Here is an 18,851-nt window from a genome sequence, read left to right as displayed (position 1 = left end):
GCCGCACTGAATTAGGTAATAAAAAGCAATGATGCAAAGTGTAGATATCGCCATCATCGGCGGAGGGATGGTTGGGTTGGCACTTGCTGCCGCGTTCAAAGACAGTGATCTGCGTGTCGCCGTTATTGAAGGTAAAGTGCCAGATGATTCGTTGAAAGAATTGCCCGATGTTCGTGTGTCTGCGCTGAGCCGCTCTAGTGAGACGATTTTGCGTAAACTTGGTGCTTGGCAGGGCATAGAACAGCGCCGAGCTTCACCTTACCATGGCATGGAAGTATGGGAACAAGATAGCTTTGCCAGTATTGAATTTAATGCACAAAGTATGGCACAACCTGATTTAGGGCACATTGTTGAGAATCGTGTGATTCAACTTGCGCTGCTTGAACAAGTCCAAAAGCTCGATAACGTCACTATGTTTATGCCTGCACGTTGCGCGACTCTCGCGGTCGGTGAGCAAGAAAGCTGGCTGACGCTCGATAATGGCCAAGCCATGACCGCTAAATTAGTGGTCGGAGCCGATGGGGCGAATTCGTGGCTTCGCCATCAAATGGATATTCCATTAACGCATTGGGACTATGGTCATCATGCTTTGGTCGCGAATGTCAAAACTGCTATGCCACACAACAGCATTGCGCGCCAGATATTTACTCCTCACGGACCGTTGGCATTTTTGCCAATGTCGCAACCAAATATGTGCTCTATTGTTTGGTCCACGGAGCCAAATCGAGCAGAGCAGTTAGTGGCGATGAGTGAACATGATTTCAATAAAGCGTTGACGAGTGAGTTTGATGCTCGACTTGGTCTATGTGAAGTAGTGGGAGAGCGTGCTGCGTTTCCTTTGAAAATGCGCTATGCGCGAGATTTTGTCGTCGAGCGAGTCGCGCTGGTTGGTGATGCGGCCCATACCATTCACCCATTAGCGGGGCAGGGTGTGAATTTGGGTTTATTAGATGCGGCCAGTCTTGCTCAAGAGGTGTTAGCACTTTGGAAGCAGGGACAAGATATCGGTAGTAAACGCAACCTAAGAAGCTACGAGCGTTGGCGAAAAGCGGAAGCGGCAAAGATGATCGCTACTATGCAAGGGTTTCGAGATTTGTTCTCTGGCGAGAACCCTGCTAAGAAGCTTGTTCGTGGCATTGGCTTGAGTTTAGCGGGGCAACTGCCGGGAGCGAAAGATGAGATCATGAAGCGCGCGCTTGGTTTAAAGGGACACTTGCCGGATCTGGCGCGTCAGTAAGTGCAAAGCGAACTTCAAATACACAAAAGGCTGGTTAATCCAGCCTTTGTTTTATCAACATTTTGCTAAGCATATGCGCATCGGAGTTTCATTATTTCTTGATTGATCTCTTTGACCGCTCGGAAATGGCGTTGCTCTGCTTTCTCCGGCAGTATTAACTTACCGTTATCAAACTCGAATCTACCGACCCCGTAAATATAAATTCTTCCTTTAAAAAGACGACTTATATGTTTAGCAATCATACTTGGTGTATAGCGCTTAAACAGTCTCATATTTACTTTCCTTTTATCTAACCTAGCCTAGGTATTCTACGTTCTGGACGCGAAAATTATTGTGACAGCAATAGTATTAAATACAGATGTAGGGTGTTGCGTCAGAGAATTGTGTTGTCTTAGACAATTTGACAGTGTCATCTCTTAAATAGCGTGAGGATTACCCCAAAAATAACCTCTCTAAAGGAACCCTTACCCAATACACTCCTTTTTACGTGACGCATTAAGCAATAGTTTTGTTACAGAATTAAGAATAGAACGAAAACGGTTGTTTGCTAGTTGTTTCTATTAAGGTCGTGCTTCGCGTAACACACTTTACGTTCTAACGATTAGAGGAAATGAAAGAGAAAAAGTTCCACGTAAAAAAAAGCCCGCTTCAGCGGGCGAATAGTCACAGATGCATTACACAAAAGTGGATAACTAACTGCATGAATGCTGTCACTCAGCTAGCTGACTCACTTTATATTGGTTAAGTGCTTGTTTGAAACTTAACCAACAAATTCAGCATATACGAGTTTTATCTTTGTGACTATTTATGTTTTATATGTGATTAAAAATTCTCATGTCTATTTTTGTAGATATGAGCGAGATCACGCAGTGATAGAAACACTACGTGTCATTACATTGTTTTTAGACGATTAACGACAGATCTCAGCTACGGTCGGCTGGCACAATTGGATAAGATCTTGAATAGAAAGCGCCAGCCCAGCCATTCGATCGCCACTGCTGATCGTGACTTCCTGTTCTTCTAGTAAGCTGGGGTCGAACACGATTGGCATATGACGTTTGAGTAACAGAGGAGTGACAGTACCAACTTTGTAACCAGTGATGGACTCAACATCGGCTTGATCAACACAAGTCATCCGGCGACATTTCAGTAACGAGCGCACTTTTTTGGGATCAACGCTACGATCACCTGGTGCACAGGCGAGTGCATATTGATTACCCATGTCTCGTAGCAAGATTGCTTTCACCATTTGAGAAGGGCGAATGCCGCGTTGGTGCGCGACATCCTCAATGGTGGTTGCTGGTCTTTGATGCGGTAACAGACGAAACGGAACGTGTTGGTCTGTGAGAAATTGCATCAAAGGAGTATTGATTGTATTACTCATCATCAAGACTGTAAGGCAGTGATTCGATTGTCCATTCACATTCTGGTTGCGCAACTAAACGAAGACGAGTGTCTTCATCGAGATTATTAGGCAGTACGATCAGGCCAATCGCGTGATTGTCACTGAACTGGTAGTGATTTAATAAAGCACCTACTGAACGCCAGTTTTCACCTACGCTGCGTTCGAGCTCAATTGGTTCGTCACTGAATGGAGCAGAAGTTGCACCTTTTACGATATACATCGCACGTTTATTGGTACCGCGATACTTCGCTCGTGCTACCGTTTCTTGTCCCGTGTAGCAGCCCTTTGTGAAGCTTATGCCTCCTAAAGCTTGCACGTTAAGTGCTTGTGGAATGTGAGCATTCTGCGCGGATGCAGAGACAAATGGTAAACCTGCCTCAATATCGAAACGATTCCAAAGCTCATTTGTCGTAAAGACAGCGTCGGTAGTTTCAACGATTTGCTGTGCTTCTGGCGCACTTAATATCAGTAACCAGCGCTCTTGTGCAACTTGCACGGCTGTGCCACCGTCAACTGGGCGAACGCTGCCAGTTGTCTTGCTCATTGTTGAAATGAATTCGTCGGCTTTGACGCCAGCAACACCTAAGATAACGTCATCAGAAGCTTCAATCGTTACTTTAGAGAAAATGGCGTATTTCTTTATTTCACTAAGTTCTACGTCAATCGCCGATTTTGGTTGGATCATGCCGTAGCCATCATGATGATGGAAAAGGCGGAACACGCTCCACACTTTGCCTTTCGCATCACAATGTGCGCCCAGTGTTGATTGGTCTTGTTCTAAAGAAACAACATCGCAGGTAACCTGACCTTGTAAGTATGATTTTTTATCATCACCGATCATGGTGATCATGCCGAAGTTATCCAGCAGTGAGATAGATAACTCTGGAAGTGCGTCTTGAGTTGAGAGAGGTAATGCTGAAAAACGAGTTTGCCATTCCATAATTACAATGCCTTTTGAAGATATTTTTCCGCTATGTTATACCCAAATAACCTTGAGATACTAGGGGAGCGATTTACGAATCAACATTTGTCTGCTTTCACTATCGTATTGTGACCCGCACACTAGTGACGTAGCACATCCCTTGTTACACTCCGCACTAACAACAAGACATCTATGAAGGAATAGTGAATGTACACTCCGGAAGAAAAAGCGCGTATTAAATGGGCTTGTCGTCGAGGCATGCTTGAGCTTGACGTAGTAATTATGCCGTTTTTTGAAGAGTGCTTTGATACTCTGAGTGAACAAGAGCAGCGTGACTTTGTTTCTTTACTTGAATGCGATGATCCTGATCTGTTTACTTGGGTAATGGGGCATGGCCGTAGCGAAAATTTAGGTCATGCAGCAATGGTTGATAAAATTGTCGCCCATAACCTCAGCAAAGTTCGTTAATTTTACTGCTTCTCCCTCTCTGACTGCCCGAGTCCTCAATGTTGTACTTTTCTTATTGATGACTTGGGCTGTTATCTTCTCTAGCATTCCGCTCGTATTATCGACTTATTTGTTATTACTGATTGTTAAGGCTCTCTCAAGCCAAGGCCTTGTTCAACCTACAAGTCATGGGCATTGGTATGTGCACTGCGATGGCTCGGTTAGGTTTGATGCCCTTGAGTATGGCGAATACTCGGAAGATATTGAGTCCGAAAAGGGTCATTTACAGCGAGTCGATACATCGGCATCACCATTCAAGATAACATTCCAATTGCAATCTGGCCGTAGTGTTACGATTTGGCGTGATAGCTGTGACGATGAGCAGTATCGTCAACTATCTTTGGTATTACGCCAATGGGAAATGAAACAGGGAGCTAATGCTCCCTGCTGATGTAATAGTTTAATTGGTAAAGTTAAAGCTGTTTAGCTGGAACCAAAATCGTTGGTCCGCTGTTTTCCAGTTGGTTCGGATAGTCAAGCGTGTAGTGCAAACCTCGACTCTCTTTACGCTGCATCGCACAACGAACCATCAACTCTGCTACTTGTAAAAGGTTACGCAGTTCTAATAAGTTGTTCGACACTCGGAAATTGCTGTAGTACTCGTGTGTTTCTTGTTGCAACAGTTGGATACGGCGTAAGGCGCGCTCTAAACGCTTGTCAGTTCGCACAATGCCCATGTAGTCCCACATAAACAGACGAAGCTCGTGCCAGTTGTGCTGAATGATCACTTCTTCATCACTATTGGTTACTTTACTTTCATCCCAACATGGCACCTGTGAGGGTAGCTCAACGTTAGTGTGATGTTTTAGAATATCTTTTGCCGCAGACCAAGCATAAACCACACATTCGAGAAGTGAGTTTGATGCCATGCGGTTAGCACCATGCAGCCCGGTGTAGCTAACTTCACCAATCGCATACAAATTTTTCAGATCGGTGCAGCCATTTCTATCCACCATGACACCGCCACAAGTGTAGTGTGCAGCAGGTACGATTGGGATTGGCTCATTAGTCATGTCAATGCCCAAGTCCATCAAACGTGAATAAATGGTAGGGAAGTGTTTCGTAATAAAGTCAGCAGGCTTATGACTGATGTCGAGATACATACAGTCGGCGCCTAAACGCTTCATTTCGAAGTCGATAGCACGAGCCACGACGTCACGCGGAGCAAGCTCTTTACGTTCATCGAAATCTGGCATAAAGCGAGAACCATCTGGACGACGCAGGTAAGCACCTTCGCCACGTAACGCTTCAGTTAGCAAGAAGTTACGTGCTTCTGGGTGATATAAACACGTCGGATGGAACTGGTTAAATTCCATATTAGCCACACGACACCCTGCACGCCAAGCAATCGCAATACCATCACCAGACGACACATCTGGGTTAGAGGTGTATTGATAAACCTTTGAAGCACCACCTGTAGCGAGAACCACAAATTTGGCTCGCACGGTTTCGACATGCTCTTCGTTGCGGTTCCAAATATAAGCACCGATAACTTTGTTTTTATCACCGCCAATTTTGTCTTCGGTGATTAAGTCCAGAGCATTATGACGTTCGAGAACATGAATGTTTGGATGATTATGAGCGTTATCTTGCAGGGAGGTTTGCATCGCCATACCTGTCGCATCTGCCGCGTGGAGAATACGACGACGGCTATGACCACCTTCACGAGTTAAGTGGTAGCGAGGTTCATCGTCAGAGTCATCTTCTTCACGATCAAATGGGACACCACCGTCAATCAACCACTGTACACACTCTTTTGAATGCTCAGCAATGAACCTCACGGTCTCCTCATCGCAAATACCATCCCCGGCGATTTGCGTGTCTTCAACGTGTGAATCAATGGTGTCTGACTCATCAAATACGGCAGCGATACCGCCTTGAGCATAGTAGGTTGCCCCTTCGCTGCGTGGTCCTTTACTCAGCACCATCACCTTACAGTGGTTAGCAACGCGCAAAGCCAACGACAAACCTGCCGCGCCACTCCCTACCACTAATACATCACACTCATGTTCACGATTTGTGTTCATATAACTTTTATAATCCCAAGCTAAGGTAACAAAGTTACCTTGTGTATTATTTGCACACCATGTGCATTCCATTATCGCGACATCTGTCGCTAAGGGCTAAGTTGGGAGACCTATCGACGTCCGTGTTACGGCGGTGACTGAGCCACTCTTCTTTTTCATGCAGAGCATGAGCATGCTTCCTAAGTTATAATTTGTAACGCGGTGTTCAGATAGCCATTAGCCATGCAAATGAAAAGTAATAGTTTGTCAATGCCATTGCTTTTCCATGCTCGACCCAGCACAATCTGGGACAGAGATCATTCATTATACCCATTTCCCTCCAAGATGCTCGCTTGTCAAACTTAGACTAAAGTCAGGCAGCGGTGGTCATTTGGGTACAGACATCACACTGTGAAAAAACAATGACAAAAAACTTGAGAAACCATGGAACTTTCTCATTCACGTTAGGGTCACAATAGTGCTCAAGTAAGCAGTGGTGTCAATACTACGTTTTGCATAATTAGTACCCATATCTGAGAAGAGTAGGGGCATAACAAATAGGAGTATCCGCTCGAATGAACGAGCAGCTGACCGATCAAGTATTGATTGAGCGAGTTCAGAATGGCGATAAGCAAGCATTCAACCTGTTGGTAACAAAGTACCAGAATAAGGTATGTAATCTTATTTCCAGATACGTTAGTAATCCTGGCGATGTACCAGATGTAGCACAAGAAGCGTTTATTAAAGCTTACCGAGCTATCCCTAGCTTTCGTGGGGAAAGTGCGTTTTATACGTGGCTGTATCGCATTGCAGTGAATACTGCGAAAAATCACATTGTTGCTCAAGGGCGTAGACCTCCAGCGACAGATGTCGATGCTGAAGATGCTGAATTTTACGAAACAGGTAGTGCACTTAAAGAAATATCGAACCCTGAGAACTTAACGTTGTCCAAAGAATTGCAACGGGTGGTGTTCAGTGCAATCGAAGCTTTACCTGAAGATTTAAAAACCGCAATGACATTACGAGAGCTCGATGGCTTGAGTTATGAAGAAATTGCAGAAGTGATGGATTGCCCGGTAGGAACGGTACGATCGCGTATCTTCCGTGCTCGTGAGGCGGTGGAAAAGAAAATCAGACCTCTTTTGCAACGCTAGTACAAGTAATAACTATGGTGAAAATAATGGCTGACAAAGAAAAACTTTCAGCTCTCATGGATGGAGAATTGGTCGATAAGGCTTTAATTCAAGAGTTAGAGCAAGACCAAGAGAGCCGTGATGCTTGGCAGAACTATCACCTGATTGGTGATGTGATGCGAGGCGAAGCGCCAGCAAAACCTGAGTGGAATATTGCTGAAAGCGTGGCGTTAGCGTTAGAAGATGAACCTGCACACCGTGCGTTTGATTCGCACAGTGCAAATGTTATCTCAATTGCGGATACGCCAAAAGAGTCGCAACCAGAACCGCAAAAAGCAAAACGTCAGTTGCCAGGTTGGTTGACGCAGTTTGGTCAAGTTGCTGTTGCTGCATGTGTATCGCTTGTTGTTATTTTAGGTGTACAGCAGTACGGTGGTAGCGATTCAATGTCGCCGCAAACAGATCAATTACCTGTATTGCAGACGGTTCCGTTTGCTGGCAGCGCAGAACCAGTGAGTTTGACTCGTGAGTCTGTAGAACGTTCTGTAGGCGAGGCAAATATGCAAGAGCAGCGCAAGCGTGTTCATGCTATGCTGCGAGACTACGAATTGCAGTTACGAATTAACAGTGATGCATCTCAACAAGATGCAAATCTGAATCCGGATATTGAATGAAAAAATTTCTGATCAGCGCTTGCGCTCTGTTCAGTATGATGTCTTCTCAAGCCTTTGCTGGTGATAAGCCAGCGGAGGCTTTATTGCATCAAATGAGCGAGGCGAGTAAGAATTTAAGTTACGAACTCTCTTATATCCTTATCAAAAAGAACAGCATTGAGCCGTTGCTGTATCGTCATGCCACGCATGGTGACGATCAATATGCTCATCTTGTCTACTTAAGTGGCCCTGTGCGTGAAGTGATTCGTCGCGGAACTGAAGTAAGTTATATCGAAACGGGTTTAGAACCATTCACCATCGAGTCAGGTAAAATGGTCGCTCCGACTATGCCTATGCTCAACACCAATATCGATGAGCTAAACTTGTATTACGACTACGTAAAAGTGGGTAGAGCTCGTGAAGCTGGTGTGGCAACACAAGTGCTGCGTATTGTTCCTAAAGACGGTCTGCGCTATTCATACGTACTATGGATCGATGAGAAGAGTAAATTGCCGTTACGTGCCGACCTTGTGGACCGCGATGGTGAGATGCTTGAACAATATCGCACTATTTCTTACACGGTAAACCCAAAAATCGCAGAGTTAATGAGTGGCCTGCAAGATGTTCAATTACCTGCTGTTCTCACCATGCCAAAAGGCGATATTGGGACCAGTAATTGGCAGGTTGGTTGGATCCCTGAGGGTTTCGAGCCGAACGAGCTCAACCGCTATCGTATGGCCGTTACTAACCAAATGGTGGAGAGCCAGCTGTATTCTGATGGTCTGTTTAGCTTCTCTGTTTACGTAGCAAACAAGGATGAGCATTCGTTAAAAGGGCAGTTGGTTCGCCAAGGCAGAAGAACGCTACACAGTTTTGTGAGTGGTCAACATGAAATCTCTGTTGTAGGAGACATTCCACCGACCACAGCACAGCGTATCGCCCAATCTGTCACATTTAATGTAACAAAGAGTAAATAACAATGATGACCGCGTTGGCTACCGTGACAGACGTGCATCGTCGCGGCAAGCAATACGAAATTGATTTAAGTTGCGAACAGCAGACCAGTTGCAGTAGTTGCTCTTCACAGAAAAGCTGTGGAACGGGCGTTGTTACTAAAGCCATTGGTAACAAGAGTTTATCTTGGCACCTGCGCACGGATAAATCGGTGAAAATAGGTCAAGTCGTCGAGATTGGTTTTCCTGAGTCGAGCCTAATAAAATCAGCAATGGCGGTTTATTTACTGCCATTGTTTGGTTTGATTATCGGTGCGATGTTTGGTCACTTCCTATTAGCGCCGCTGACAGCCGGCGGGGAAGGCATCATCATATTGGCATCGGTATTGTTTGCCGCTGGTGGAATGTGGATCGCAAAACGTGTTTCTCGTCCGTTAGAAGATGAATCTAAGCGCCAAGTTACCCTCGTTCGGGTACTTGGAGAGCCAATCCAGTAAGTGCTGTCCCCCTCCACTAAAGGTTATTTGGGTATGTACTTTAAATTACGTGCGCCCGTTAACGAAATTCGGTAGAATCTGCCAACTTGATTGAAATGCCGTCAGTAGATGGCGTTTCTTACTGTCCCTATTTGTAAAGAGTTAGTCACCCTAAATCTATGAAGCACATTCGTAACTTTTCGATTATCGCCCACATCGACCATGGTAAGTCGACCCTATCAGACCGTCTAATCCAAGTTTGTGGCGGGTTAACCGATCGTGAAATGGCCGCACAGGTTCTGGATTCTATGGATCTTGAACGTGAGCGTGGCATCACCATCAAATCTCAGAGTGTGACGCTAAACTACACCGCTAAAGACGGTGAGACGTATCAGCTGAACTTCATCGATACTCCGGGGCACGTTGACTTTGCATATGAAGTATCACGTTCTCTAGCGGCTTGTGAAGGTGCGCTATTGGTTGTGGATGCGGGTCAAGGTGTTGAAGCTCAAACACTGGCTAACTGTTACACCGCGATCGAAATGGATCTAGAGGTTGTGCCAATCTTGAACAAGATTGACCTACCAGCAGCCGATCCTGAGCGTGTAGCGGAAGAAATTGAAGAAATCGTTGGTATCGATGCAATGGAAGCAACCCGCTGTTCTGCGAAGACAGGCATCGGTGTTGATGACGTTCTAGAGAACATTGTGTCAGCGATCCCTGCTCCGGAAGGTGATCCAGATGCGCCACTACAAGCGCTGATCATTGACTCATGGTTTGATAACTACCTTGGCGTTGTTTCTCTAGTGCGTATTAAAAACGGCGAACTGAAGAAGAACGATAAGATCAAAGTGATGAGTACGGGCCAAGTTTGGGGTGTAGACCGCCTTGGTATCTTTACGCCAAAACAAGTAGATACCGATACCCTTCGTACTGGTGAAGTAGGTTGGGTTGTTTGTGGTATCAAAGACATTCTTGGTGCCCCTGTTGGTGATACGCTGACTCTAGCGAAGAATGGTTGTGATAAACCGCTACCTGGCTTTAAGAAAGTTAAACCTCAGGTTTACGCAGGTCTGTTCCCTGTATCTTCTGACGATTACGAGAACTTCCGTGACGCACTAGGCAAACTAAGCCTAAACGACGCATCGCTATTCTACGAGCCAGAAAACTCTGCGGCACTTGGCTTTGGTTTCCGTTGTGGCTTCCTTGGCATGTTGCACATGGAAATCATCCAAGAGCGTCTAGAGCGTGAATACGACTTGGATCTTATTACCACAGCACCAACGGTAGTTTACGAAGTTGAGAAGACGGATGGCGATCTGCTGTATGTTGATAGCCCAGCAAAACTACCAGCGATCAATGATATTGAAGAAATTCGTGAACCGATTGCGCGTTGTAATATCCTTGTGCCTTCAGAGTACCTCGGTAACGTAATCACCCTGTGTGTTGAAAAGCGAGGCAGTCAAGTTGATATGGTTTACCACGGTAACCAAGTCGCTGTGACTTACGATATTCCAATGGCTGAAGTGGTACTGGATTTCTTCGATCGTCTGAAATCAACATCACGCGGTTACGCATCTTTGGATTACAACTTCCAGCGTTTTGAAGCTTCGAACATGGTACGTGTAGACGTTCTTCTTAACGGTGACACTGTTGATGCATTGGCGATGATCACACACAAAGATCAGTCTCAGACTCGCGGTCGTCAGTTGGTAGAGAAGATGAAAGAATTCATCCCTCGCCAAATGTTTGATATCGCAATCCAAGCGGCAATTGGTAACCACATTATCGCTCGTTCAACTGTAAAACAGTTGCGTAAGAACGTTATTGCGAAATGTTACGGCGGTGATGTAAGTCGTAAGAAGAAACTTCTGAAGAAACAGAAAGAAGGTAAGAAACGCATGAAGCAGATCGGTAACGTTGAGCTGCCTCAAGAAGCGTTCCTAGCCATCCTTCACGTAGGTAAAGACTAAAGTTGAACTTTGTCTCACACTTGTCGGTCTTAAGACGTTAGATATTAAAATAAGTGAAAGGGTTTCGGCTCTTTCACTTTCGTATTTTTAGATAAGGGAATTTAATGGCGAATACATTCTCACTGATGTTGGTTATTGCGACTTTGGTAACTGGCGTTGTTTGGCTATTGGAAAAGCTGGTTTTCGCGAAAAAGCGTCAGGAAAAACTGGCTGAGATTCAAGCTCAGACGTCTAATGGTTTGGATGCAGTGACCTTGCAAAAAGTTGAGCGTCAGCCTTGGTGGGTTGAAAATAGCGTCTCTATTTTTCCTGTGATCGCATTCGTTTTAGTATTACGTTCTTTTATCTACGAACCATTTCAAATCCCATCAGGCTCAATGATGCCTACCTTGTTGGTTGGCGATTTCATTTTAGTTGAGAAGTACGCGTACGGTCTAAAAGACCCAGTATGGCGTACTCAGCTAGTGGAAACTGGTAAGCCTGAGCGTGGTGATATCGTGGTATTCAAATACCCACCACAACCAAGTGTGGACTACATTAAGCGTGTAGTTGGTTTACCTGGTGATATCGTGCGTTATTCAAGTGATAAGCAGCTTTGCGTGCAAAGCCAAGGCGAATCGGCATGTAAGCCAGTTAAACTGAGCAATGTTGAAGAAAGTCAGTTTAGCTCGAACGGTATTCCAATGATCCAACTGGATGAAAAATTGGGTAACGTTGAGCACAATATTTTGGTTAACCCTCTTGTGCGTAACCGCGTGGAGCAATATTTCCCACGCAGCGGCACGACAGAGTGGGTTGTACCACAAGGTCAGTATTTTGTGATGGGTGATAACCGTGACAACAGTGCTGACAGCCGTTACTGGGGCTTTGTTCCAGAAGCAAACTTAGTCGGTAAAGCTGTCGCGATCTGGATCAGCTTCGAGTTTGATCGTGGCGCAGATAGTGTTCTACCTTCATGGATTCCAACTGGTGTGCGTTTTAACCGCATCGGTGGCATTCACTAACCATTCAAATATCGAGAGAGTATGAATTCTCCAATTGATAAACTAGAGAGAAAGCTCGGCTACCAGTTTCAAGATGCCGGGCTTATCAATTTGGCGCTGACGCACCGCAGCGCCAACAGTAAGCACAATGAACGTCTTGAGTTTCTGGGCGATTCAATTTTAAGTTTTGTCATCGCTGATGATCTGTACCATCGTTTCCCAAAAGTGAACGAAGGTGACATGAGCCGCATGCGTGCTACTTTGGTTCGCGGACATACATTGGCGGAACTGGGTCGTGAATTCGATCTAGGAGATTATTTAAAATTAGGTCCAGGTGAATTGAAGAGTGGCGGTTTTCGCCGAGACTCTATTTTAGCCGATGCGGTTGAAGCCATTATTGGCGCAATTTACCTAGACAGTGATCTTGAAGTTGTGCGAGGCATTGTACTGAGTTGGTATCAGTCACGCCTTGAAGCCATTAAACCAGGCGTTTCACAGAAAGATCCGAAAACTCGCCTACAAGAGTTCCTACAAGGCAGAAGAAAACCGCTGCCTGTCTACACAGTGACTAATATTAAAGGTGAAGCGCACAACCAAGAGTTCACGGTTGAGTGCGAAGTAGCAGGTGTGGATAAGCCTGTAATCGGTAAAGGCACCAGCCGCCGCAAGGCAGAACAAGCGGCTGCTGAAACAGCACTTGAGCAATTAACAAATGGCTGATAACGAATTCGATATCGATGCGTTTTTCGCATCACAAGGTGAGCCAAGCTCGCCAGAAAACCAACACTGTGGCTTTATTGCTATTGTTGGTCGTCCAAACGTAGGTAAGTCGACACTTTTGAACAAGATTTTGGGTCAGAAGATTTCGATCACCTCTCGTAAGCCGCAAACGACACGCCACCGTATTATGGGTGTGGATACGGACGGCGATTACCAAGCGATTTACGTCGACACGCCTGGACTTCACATTGAAGAAAAGCGTGCGATCAACCGTTTGATGAACCGTGCAGCTAACTCGTCATTGAGTGATGTAAACCTTGTGTTCTTCTTAGTCGATGGTACGCATTGGACTAAAGACGATGAGATGGTGCTGACCAAACTTCAAAAATCGAACTTCCCAGTTGTGCTTTGTGTAAACAAAGTCGACAACGTACAAGATCGTAACGACGTGATGCTACACATGGCGGAGATGTCGAAGAAGATGGACTTCGTGGATGTTGTGCCAATCTCTGCCAAGCAAGGTAAGAACATTGACGTACTGCGTAAGCACGTGCGTAATCACTTACCTAAAGCAACGCATCACTTCCCAGAAGAATACGTGACTGACCGTTCTCAGCGTTTTATGGCGTCTGAGATTGTGCGTGAAAAGCTGATGCGCTTTACTGGTGAAGAGCTGCCATACTCAGTAACGGTTGAGATTGAACGTTTTGATTACAACCCAGAAACCGACGGTTTCCACATCAATGCATTGATTCTTGTTGAGCGTAATGGCCAGAAGAAAATGGTGATTGGCAAAGGCGGCGAGAAGATTAAAACCATTGGTCGCGAAGCGCGTTTAGATATGGAAGAATTGTTCGGTCGTAAGGTTTACCTAGAAACTTGGGTAAAAGTGAAATCTGGCTGGGCAGACGACGAACGAGCGTTGCGATCGTTGGGTTATATAGACGATTTATAATCTTGGCTGCGAAGGTGCTTCGCTCCAACATCGATGAAAAATCAGTATCGATTAAAATAAGGAGCCGCTCGGCTCCTTATTTTTTATTTCACACTTTTTAGGCACAATGACTTAGATGAGTAATCTGTCTTCCGAAGGTTTACAGCGCTGTTTTGTATTGCACCGACGCCCTTACAGTGAATCGAGCTTAATCCTTGATGTATTTAGTGAGGAATATGGCCGAATGACTTTAATGGCCAAAGGCGCGCGCAGTAAGCGTTCGAACTTAAAAGGCGCATTGCAACCTTTTACCCCGCTATTACTTAAATGGTCGGGGAAAGGCTCAATGAAAACTTTGCGTCAAGCCGAGCCGATAAGTCTAGGTTTGCCGTTAACGGGCATTAATCTCTACTCAGCCATGTACGTCAATGAACTGATTGGCCGTATTTTGATGGCTGAAGTGCCGATGCCAGCACTATTTCATGATTATTTGCATGCGTTAACCGAGTTGGCGCACAACGAGAACCCTGAGCCTGCACTGCGTCGTTTTGAGTTAGCCTTGCTGTCTGCGATGGGGTATGGCGTGGATTTTTTGCATTGTGCAGGTACCGGCGAGCCCGTCGATCCAGAAATGACCTATCGTTACCGGGAACAGAAAGGGTTTATTGCTTCGGTTAGGCGCGATAACCTCACGTTTTTAGGGAATGAACTGATTGCTATCAGTGAGCGGCGGTTCGTCACTAAAGAGCAGCTAAAAGCGGCAAAACGCTTTACACGTATAGCCTTAAAGCCGTATCTTGGCGGCAAACCTTTAAAAAGTCGTGAATTTTTCATTCAGACCCCCAGAGCACGGAGTAACGGAAAATGAGCTCAATTTATTTAGGCGTCAATATCGACCATATTGCCACTCTACGTAATGCACGTGGTACAAAATACCCAGATCCTGTTCACGCTGCTGAAATTGCTGAGCGTGCAGGCGCGGACGGTATCACTATCCACTTACGTGAAGACCGTCGCCATATTTTGGATCGTGATGTACGTATTCTGCGTGAAACCATTCAAACGCGTATGAATCTAGAGATGGCAGTGACTGACGAAATGATTGAGATTGCGCTGCAAACTAAACCAGAGTTTGTGTGTTTAGTGCCTGAAAAACGTGAAGAACTGACGACGGAGGGTGGCTTAGATGTAGTAGGGCAGCTTGACAAAATTAAAGCTGCGACGAAAAAGCTGACAGATGCCGGCATTAAAGTTTCGCTCTTTATTGATGCTGACCGTCAACAGATTGAAGCTGCGAAAAAGTGTGGTGCTCCGTTTATTGAGCTACATACTGGCCATTATGCAGATGCGACGACAGAAGACGAACAACAAGCTGAACTGAAGAAGATTGCCGCTGGTGCGAGTTATGCACATGATCTAGGTATTATTGTTAATGCCGGGCATGGCCTGACTTATCACAATGTCGCACCAATTGCTGCATTACCAGAAATTTACGAACTCAACATTGGTCACTCAATCATTGGTCGCGCAGTATTTGATGGTTTAAATAAAGCGGTTGCTGACATGAAAGCACTGATGATTGAGGCTCGCCAGTCATAGGGCTATCTAGATGGCGATTATAGGGTTAGGGACCGACATTGCAGAAATTGAGCGTATTGAAAAAGCGTTAGCTCGTAGTGGTGAACCTTTTGCTCAGCGGATTCTTTCAGAAGAAGAAATGACCAAATTCTCACAGCTTAAGCTGCAAGGTCGTTATCTTGCTAAGCGCTTTGCTGTTAAAGAAGCTGCCTCAAAAGCATTGGGGACAGGGATCGCAAAAGGGGTCACGTTTCACGACTTTTCCATCTCGAACGATGAGCTTGGAAAACCAGTACTCGCATTGACGGGCACAGCCAAGCAAATAGCGGATGCGATGGGTGTTAACCACATTCACCTGTCCATTTCCGATGAGCGTCATTACGCTGTGGCGACGGTCATTTTTGAATCCTAGCTTGTAAGTCTTAAACAAAATACTAAAAAGCCAGAGCAGATGCTCTGGCTTTCTTGTCTCTCGAGCAGATTACTGTTCAAGGTATAATTTTGCAGTCGTTGTGACTTTAATCATTTCATCTTGCAGCTCGAACATTTCAGGCTCAACTTCCTCAAGACTGATCCCTGAGCGCAGTGCTTGCTCAAGCGTCGCACAGAGTGACTTCAGTCTTGGAACGCCACAATATGAACTACTGCCGTGCAGCTTATGGATGACATGAATTAGGTCATCACGAGAGATATCTTCTTGCTCTAGAGCTTGGTCAACAACCGCTTCTACTTCAGGGATGAACTCAATCAACATGCGCAGCATATCTTTGGCGAGATCCTCTTTATTCGCGCTCTGTTTCAAGGCCGCTTGCCAATCAATAATCACATCCTGTTGAGGTGAAGAAACGGATTGTGGTGCGCTTCCTTCAGGTTCATCAACGTATGAAGGGGCGACTTTGCCAATGCTCTCTGTACAAGCATTGGGGTTCCAGTGAACCAAAACCTGTTGTAGCACATGCTCTTCAATAGGTTTGGTCAAGTAGTCATCCATTCCTGCCGAGAGCAAGCGGTCTCGTTCCCCTGCCATGGCATGCGCCGTTACCGCAATCACTGGCGTGTCTTTATTTAGCTCCAACTCTTTAATGTGCTTACAAGCGGTCACCCCATCCATTTGTGGCATTTGGATATCCATGAAGATTAAATCGTACTTTTTCTCTGTCGCCAGGTTCACCGCTTGCTGGCCATTGCTACAGGCGGTGACGGTTTCTACTCGTTCGCGGAGCAGTGCAGAGATCAGCTTCAAGTTTGCAGGGTTGTCATCCACTGCTAGTACAGTGAGAGGTAAACGGTCCCCTTCGCTTGGCGTAATTGGAGCGCTTAATACCGGTGGCGATTCTACATGTTCGCTAATCAGGCTTTGTAGCAACTTACGGCGAGACAATGGCTTCGTCAGGCACTGGACGTGATGCTCTGTCATTATTTGGTCCGCAAGCGCCAATTCGGTACTCGGTGTCCCTAGGAGAACACTCGGAGCCATACGTTTCGCTTGTTCTATCCAAGGTGTAATAACTTCCGCATCGTGAGTCTGGTTGGCCGCTAAATTCAACAATACATAATCATATTGTTCTTCGTTGTTTGGTAGCGAAGAGCGGTAGGTTACTAAAATACCCTCCTGACTTAGAATCTGTTGGGTTACGGATGCGGCTTGCATGTTTGGTTCAATCAGCAGTAACTGCTTCCCAGTCAGAAGTTCCACTTCAATCAGTTCGCTCATTGGCATCTCGGTTGAGTGCAAGCGCACCGTAAACCAGAAGGTTGAACCTTGGTGTAGACGGCTGGTTAAACTGATTTCGCCGCCCATCTGGCTCACCAGTTTCTGAGTGATGACCAGACCAAGGCCAGTACCGCCGTAACGACGTGAAATACTTGCATCTGCTTGGCTAAAGGCTTGGAACAACTGCGCTTGCTGACGCTCAGAGATACCAATGCCGGTATCACGCACCATGAATTGCAGTTCGACGGAGTCTCCTGATTGAGAGCGCATTTCTACGCTAACATCAATGTTGCCTCGCTCGGTAAACTTGATTGAGTTACCTACTAAGTTCGTCAAAATTTGCTGGATACGTAGTGGATCCCCAACTAAACCTGGTGGAATTTTAGGGTCCACTTTTAGGGTGATTTCTAACCCTTTCTCATGTGCACTTGTGGCTTGTAGGTTAATTACCTCTTCTAAACTTTCTCGGAAATCAAAAGGAATGTTTTCCAGCGCCAGCTTACCCGCTTCAAGTTTCGAGAAGTCGAGAATGTCATTGATGATATTCAGCAAGTTGTTCGCCGATTTCTCAATCGTCTGTAGGTAATCCGTTTGGCTGTTAGAAAGCTGCGTTTTAAGCATTTGACGAGTAAAGCCAATCACCCCATTGAGCGGAGTACGCAGCTCGTGCGACATGTTCGCCAAGAACTCTGACTTAACCCTGGCCGCTTCTTGCGCGCGTTTCTTCGCGATATCCAGCTCAACGTTCTGAATTTCTAGCTGCTCAAGCGTTTCACGTAAGTCGGACGTGGCTTGGTCTATACTGTGCTGCATCTCTACGTGATATTCTGATAACGATACCGCCATGGCGTTGATGCCATTTTTTAGCTGGTCTAACTCACCGTGCATTTTGCCTTCGATACGCACATCCAGATGACCACGGCGAATGCGGTCAACGACATTCTTCATGTGGGTGATAGGTTGGGTCACATCGTGCATTAGACGTGAAGCAAACACACTTGCTAAGCCAAGACCGAGAACCAGAACTAAAAACGCAGAGAAGACTTCTTGATACTGTTGCAGCCTCAAGGAGGAGAGATCTAACTCGACGGCGATGTAACCAATCGCTTTTGTGCCTTGGCTTTCGTTCGACAACTCCGCTAAGTAGTGACCTTCTGACAAAATGGGGACACGCAATATCAGTGAGTTTTCGTAGATTTCCGAATTACCCAGTTGCGGGATCGGTTTATCTTTGGGAAACATCAAGGCTTCAAAATTAGGATGAAAGTTAGAGGTTACAAAGAGCTCATGATGTTCATCAAATACCGCGATACTACGAACCAGTTTGGAGTTTTTGCGGTGCGCGTAGCTTATCAAGCGACGTACCGCCTCTCGGCTTTCTGATAGTAGATGAGTTTCACTGGCAATCGCCAGCGGCTCAATAATGCTGTTACCAGTGGTGATAACTTGTTTCTCAAGGTCTTGGTAGCGGTTAAATGAGAAAAAGCCGCTCAGTAATAAACCAATAATGAGAGTGGGAGCGAGAGTTAGTGTAATTACACGTGCTCGTAAGCCATATCTGGTCATGTTATCTAATTACATCGGAGTCTGGATATGGGAAAATAACGCATTATTTCTCAAGCGCACGATAAAGCCTTGAGCAAAGAAGTGACGTCAC

At 45.7% G+C, this 18,851-nt stretch carries 19 protein-coding genes; 14 read left to right on the top strand and 5 right to left on the bottom strand.

Annotated features, from left to right (window positions below):
* Window positions 1-28 precede the first annotated feature (28 nt).
* Window positions 29-1,237 carry an FAD-dependent 2-octaprenylphenol hydroxylase gene (locus R7E00_RS14350; RefSeq protein ID WP_017633554.1) on the top strand — a complete coding sequence of 403 codons (1,209 nt, stop codon included), beginning with the start codon at window positions 29-31 and terminating at the stop codon, window positions 1,235-1,237.
* 65 nt (window positions 1,238-1,302) lie between these two features.
* Here R7E00_RS14350 and R7E00_RS14345 read toward each other — a convergent pair whose 3' ends face one another.
* The 3 genes from R7E00_RS14345 to ygfZ all read right to left on the bottom strand — a co-directional run bounded on the left by R7E00_RS14345 (window position 1,303) and on the right by ygfZ (window position 3,582).
* Window positions 1,303-1,509, bottom strand: coding sequence for a DUF1107 domain-containing protein (locus R7E00_RS14345; RefSeq protein ID WP_005380970.1), 207 nt, complete (start codon window positions 1,507-1,509; stop codon window positions 1,303-1,305).
* A gap of 638 nt (window positions 1,510-2,147) precedes the next feature.
* A complete protein-coding gene (locus tag R7E00_RS14340) occupies window positions 2,148-2,621 on the bottom strand; it encodes an aminoacyl-tRNA deacylase (RefSeq protein ID WP_213874890.1) in 474 nt (157 codons plus the stop codon).
* Window positions 2,614-3,582, bottom strand: a complete 969-nt coding sequence (gene ygfZ / locus R7E00_RS14335; protein WP_213891983.1) for a tRNA-modifying protein YgfZ — start codon at window positions 3,580-3,582, stop codon at window positions 2,614-2,616. Before ygfZ ends, R7E00_RS14340 begins: the two co-directional genes overlap by 8 nt.
* A gap of 189 nt (window positions 3,583-3,771) precedes the next feature.
* On the opposite strand from ygfZ, the gene R7E00_RS14330 reads away from it, so the two are divergent.
* Together R7E00_RS14330 and R7E00_RS14325 are read left to right on the top strand one after the other, a co-directional pair.
* Complete coding sequence (locus R7E00_RS14330; RefSeq protein ID WP_005380951.1) at window positions 3,772-4,032, top strand: succinate dehydrogenase assembly factor 2; 261 nt, start codon at window positions 3,772-3,774, stop codon at window positions 4,030-4,032.
* Window positions 4,001-4,462, top strand: coding sequence for a protein YgfX (locus R7E00_RS14325; RefSeq protein WP_230623489.1), 462 nt, complete (start codon window positions 4,001-4,003; stop codon window positions 4,460-4,462). The genes R7E00_RS14330 and R7E00_RS14325 overlap by 32 nt, the downstream gene beginning before the upstream one ends.
* 22 nt (window positions 4,463-4,484) lie before the next feature.
* Here R7E00_RS14325 and nadB read toward each other — a convergent pair whose 3' ends face one another.
* Window positions 4,485-6,098 carry an L-aspartate oxidase gene (gene nadB / locus R7E00_RS14320; protein ID WP_025998529.1) on the bottom strand — a complete coding sequence of 538 codons (1,614 nt, stop codon included), beginning with the start codon at window positions 6,096-6,098 and terminating at the stop codon, window positions 4,485-4,487.
* 554 nt (window positions 6,099-6,652) lie between these two features.
* Here nadB and rpoE point away from each other — a divergent pair.
* From rpoE to acpS, 11 genes are all read left to right on the top strand, one after another.
* Entirely contained in the window at window positions 6,653-7,231 is a 579-nt protein-coding gene (rpoE, locus tag R7E00_RS14315; protein WP_005380946.1) for an RNA polymerase sigma factor RpoE, read from the top strand.
* A 26-nt stretch (window positions 7,232-7,257) separates the two neighbouring features.
* Window positions 7,258-7,884 (top strand): sigma-E factor negative regulatory protein, encoded by a 627-nt coding sequence (locus tag R7E00_RS14310; protein WP_005380944.1) that lies wholly within the window; start codon window positions 7,258-7,260, stop codon window positions 7,882-7,884.
* Window positions 7,881-8,840: a sigma-E factor regulatory protein RseB gene (gene rseB / locus R7E00_RS14305; RefSeq protein ID WP_005380941.1), complete on the top strand. Its 960-nt coding sequence runs from the start codon at window positions 7,881-7,883 to the stop codon at window positions 8,838-8,840. The genes R7E00_RS14310 and rseB overlap by 4 nt, the downstream gene beginning before the upstream one ends.
* 2 nt (window positions 8,841-8,842) lie before the next feature.
* Complete coding sequence (locus tag R7E00_RS14300) at window positions 8,843-9,313, top strand: SoxR reducing system RseC family protein (RefSeq protein ID WP_005384575.1); 471 nt, start codon at window positions 8,843-8,845, stop codon at window positions 9,311-9,313.
* Window positions 9,314-9,471: 158 nt separating this feature from the next.
* Window positions 9,472-11,265, top strand: a complete 1,794-nt coding sequence (gene lepA, locus R7E00_RS14295) for a translation elongation factor 4 (RefSeq protein WP_005380934.1) — start codon at window positions 9,472-9,474, stop codon at window positions 11,263-11,265.
* 104 nt (window positions 11,266-11,369) lie between these two features.
* Window positions 11,370-12,269 (top strand): signal peptidase I, encoded by a 900-nt coding sequence (gene lepB, locus R7E00_RS14290; protein WP_005380933.1) that lies wholly within the window; start codon window positions 11,370-11,372, stop codon window positions 12,267-12,269.
* A gap of 21 nt (window positions 12,270-12,290) precedes the next feature.
* The gene (gene rnc, locus R7E00_RS14285; protein WP_005380932.1) at window positions 12,291-12,968 is read left to right on the top strand and encodes a ribonuclease III; all 678 of its coding nucleotides are present in this window, start codon (window positions 12,291-12,293) and stop codon (window positions 12,966-12,968) included.
* Window positions 12,961-13,923, top strand: coding sequence for a GTPase Era (era, locus tag R7E00_RS14280; RefSeq protein WP_005380931.1), 963 nt, complete (start codon window positions 12,961-12,963; stop codon window positions 13,921-13,923). The genes rnc and era overlap by 8 nt, the downstream gene beginning before the upstream one ends.
* A 115-nt stretch (window positions 13,924-14,038) precedes the next feature.
* Window positions 14,039-14,770: a DNA repair protein RecO gene (gene recO / locus R7E00_RS14275; RefSeq protein WP_005384578.1), complete on the top strand. Its 732-nt coding sequence runs from the start codon at window positions 14,039-14,041 to the stop codon at window positions 14,768-14,770.
* Window positions 14,767-15,501 carry a pyridoxine 5'-phosphate synthase gene (pdxJ, locus tag R7E00_RS14270; RefSeq protein WP_053306777.1) on the top strand — a complete coding sequence of 245 codons (735 nt, stop codon included), beginning with the start codon at window positions 14,767-14,769 and terminating at the stop codon, window positions 15,499-15,501. The genes recO and pdxJ overlap by 4 nt, the downstream gene beginning before the upstream one ends.
* A 10-nt stretch (window positions 15,502-15,511) precedes the next feature.
* Window positions 15,512-15,892: a holo-ACP synthase gene (acpS, locus tag R7E00_RS14265; protein ID WP_053306776.1), complete on the top strand. Its 381-nt coding sequence runs from the start codon at window positions 15,512-15,514 to the stop codon at window positions 15,890-15,892.
* Window positions 15,893-15,961: 69 nt separating this feature from the next.
* Here the strand turns inward: acpS and barA are convergent, their stop codons facing one another.
* On the bottom strand, window positions 15,962-18,760 hold the full coding sequence (barA, locus tag R7E00_RS14260) for a two-component sensor histidine kinase BarA (protein WP_033907441.1): 2,799 nt from the start codon (window positions 18,758-18,760) through the stop codon (window positions 15,962-15,964).
* Window positions 18,761-18,851 lie beyond the last annotated feature (91 nt).

It is taken from the genome of Vibrio sp. Vb1755, from assembly GCF_033338635.1.
Classification (GTDB): Bacteria; Pseudomonadota; Gammaproteobacteria; order Enterobacterales; family Vibrionaceae; genus Vibrio; species Vibrio alginolyticus.
This window is presented reverse-complemented; position numbering and strand designations above follow the sequence as displayed.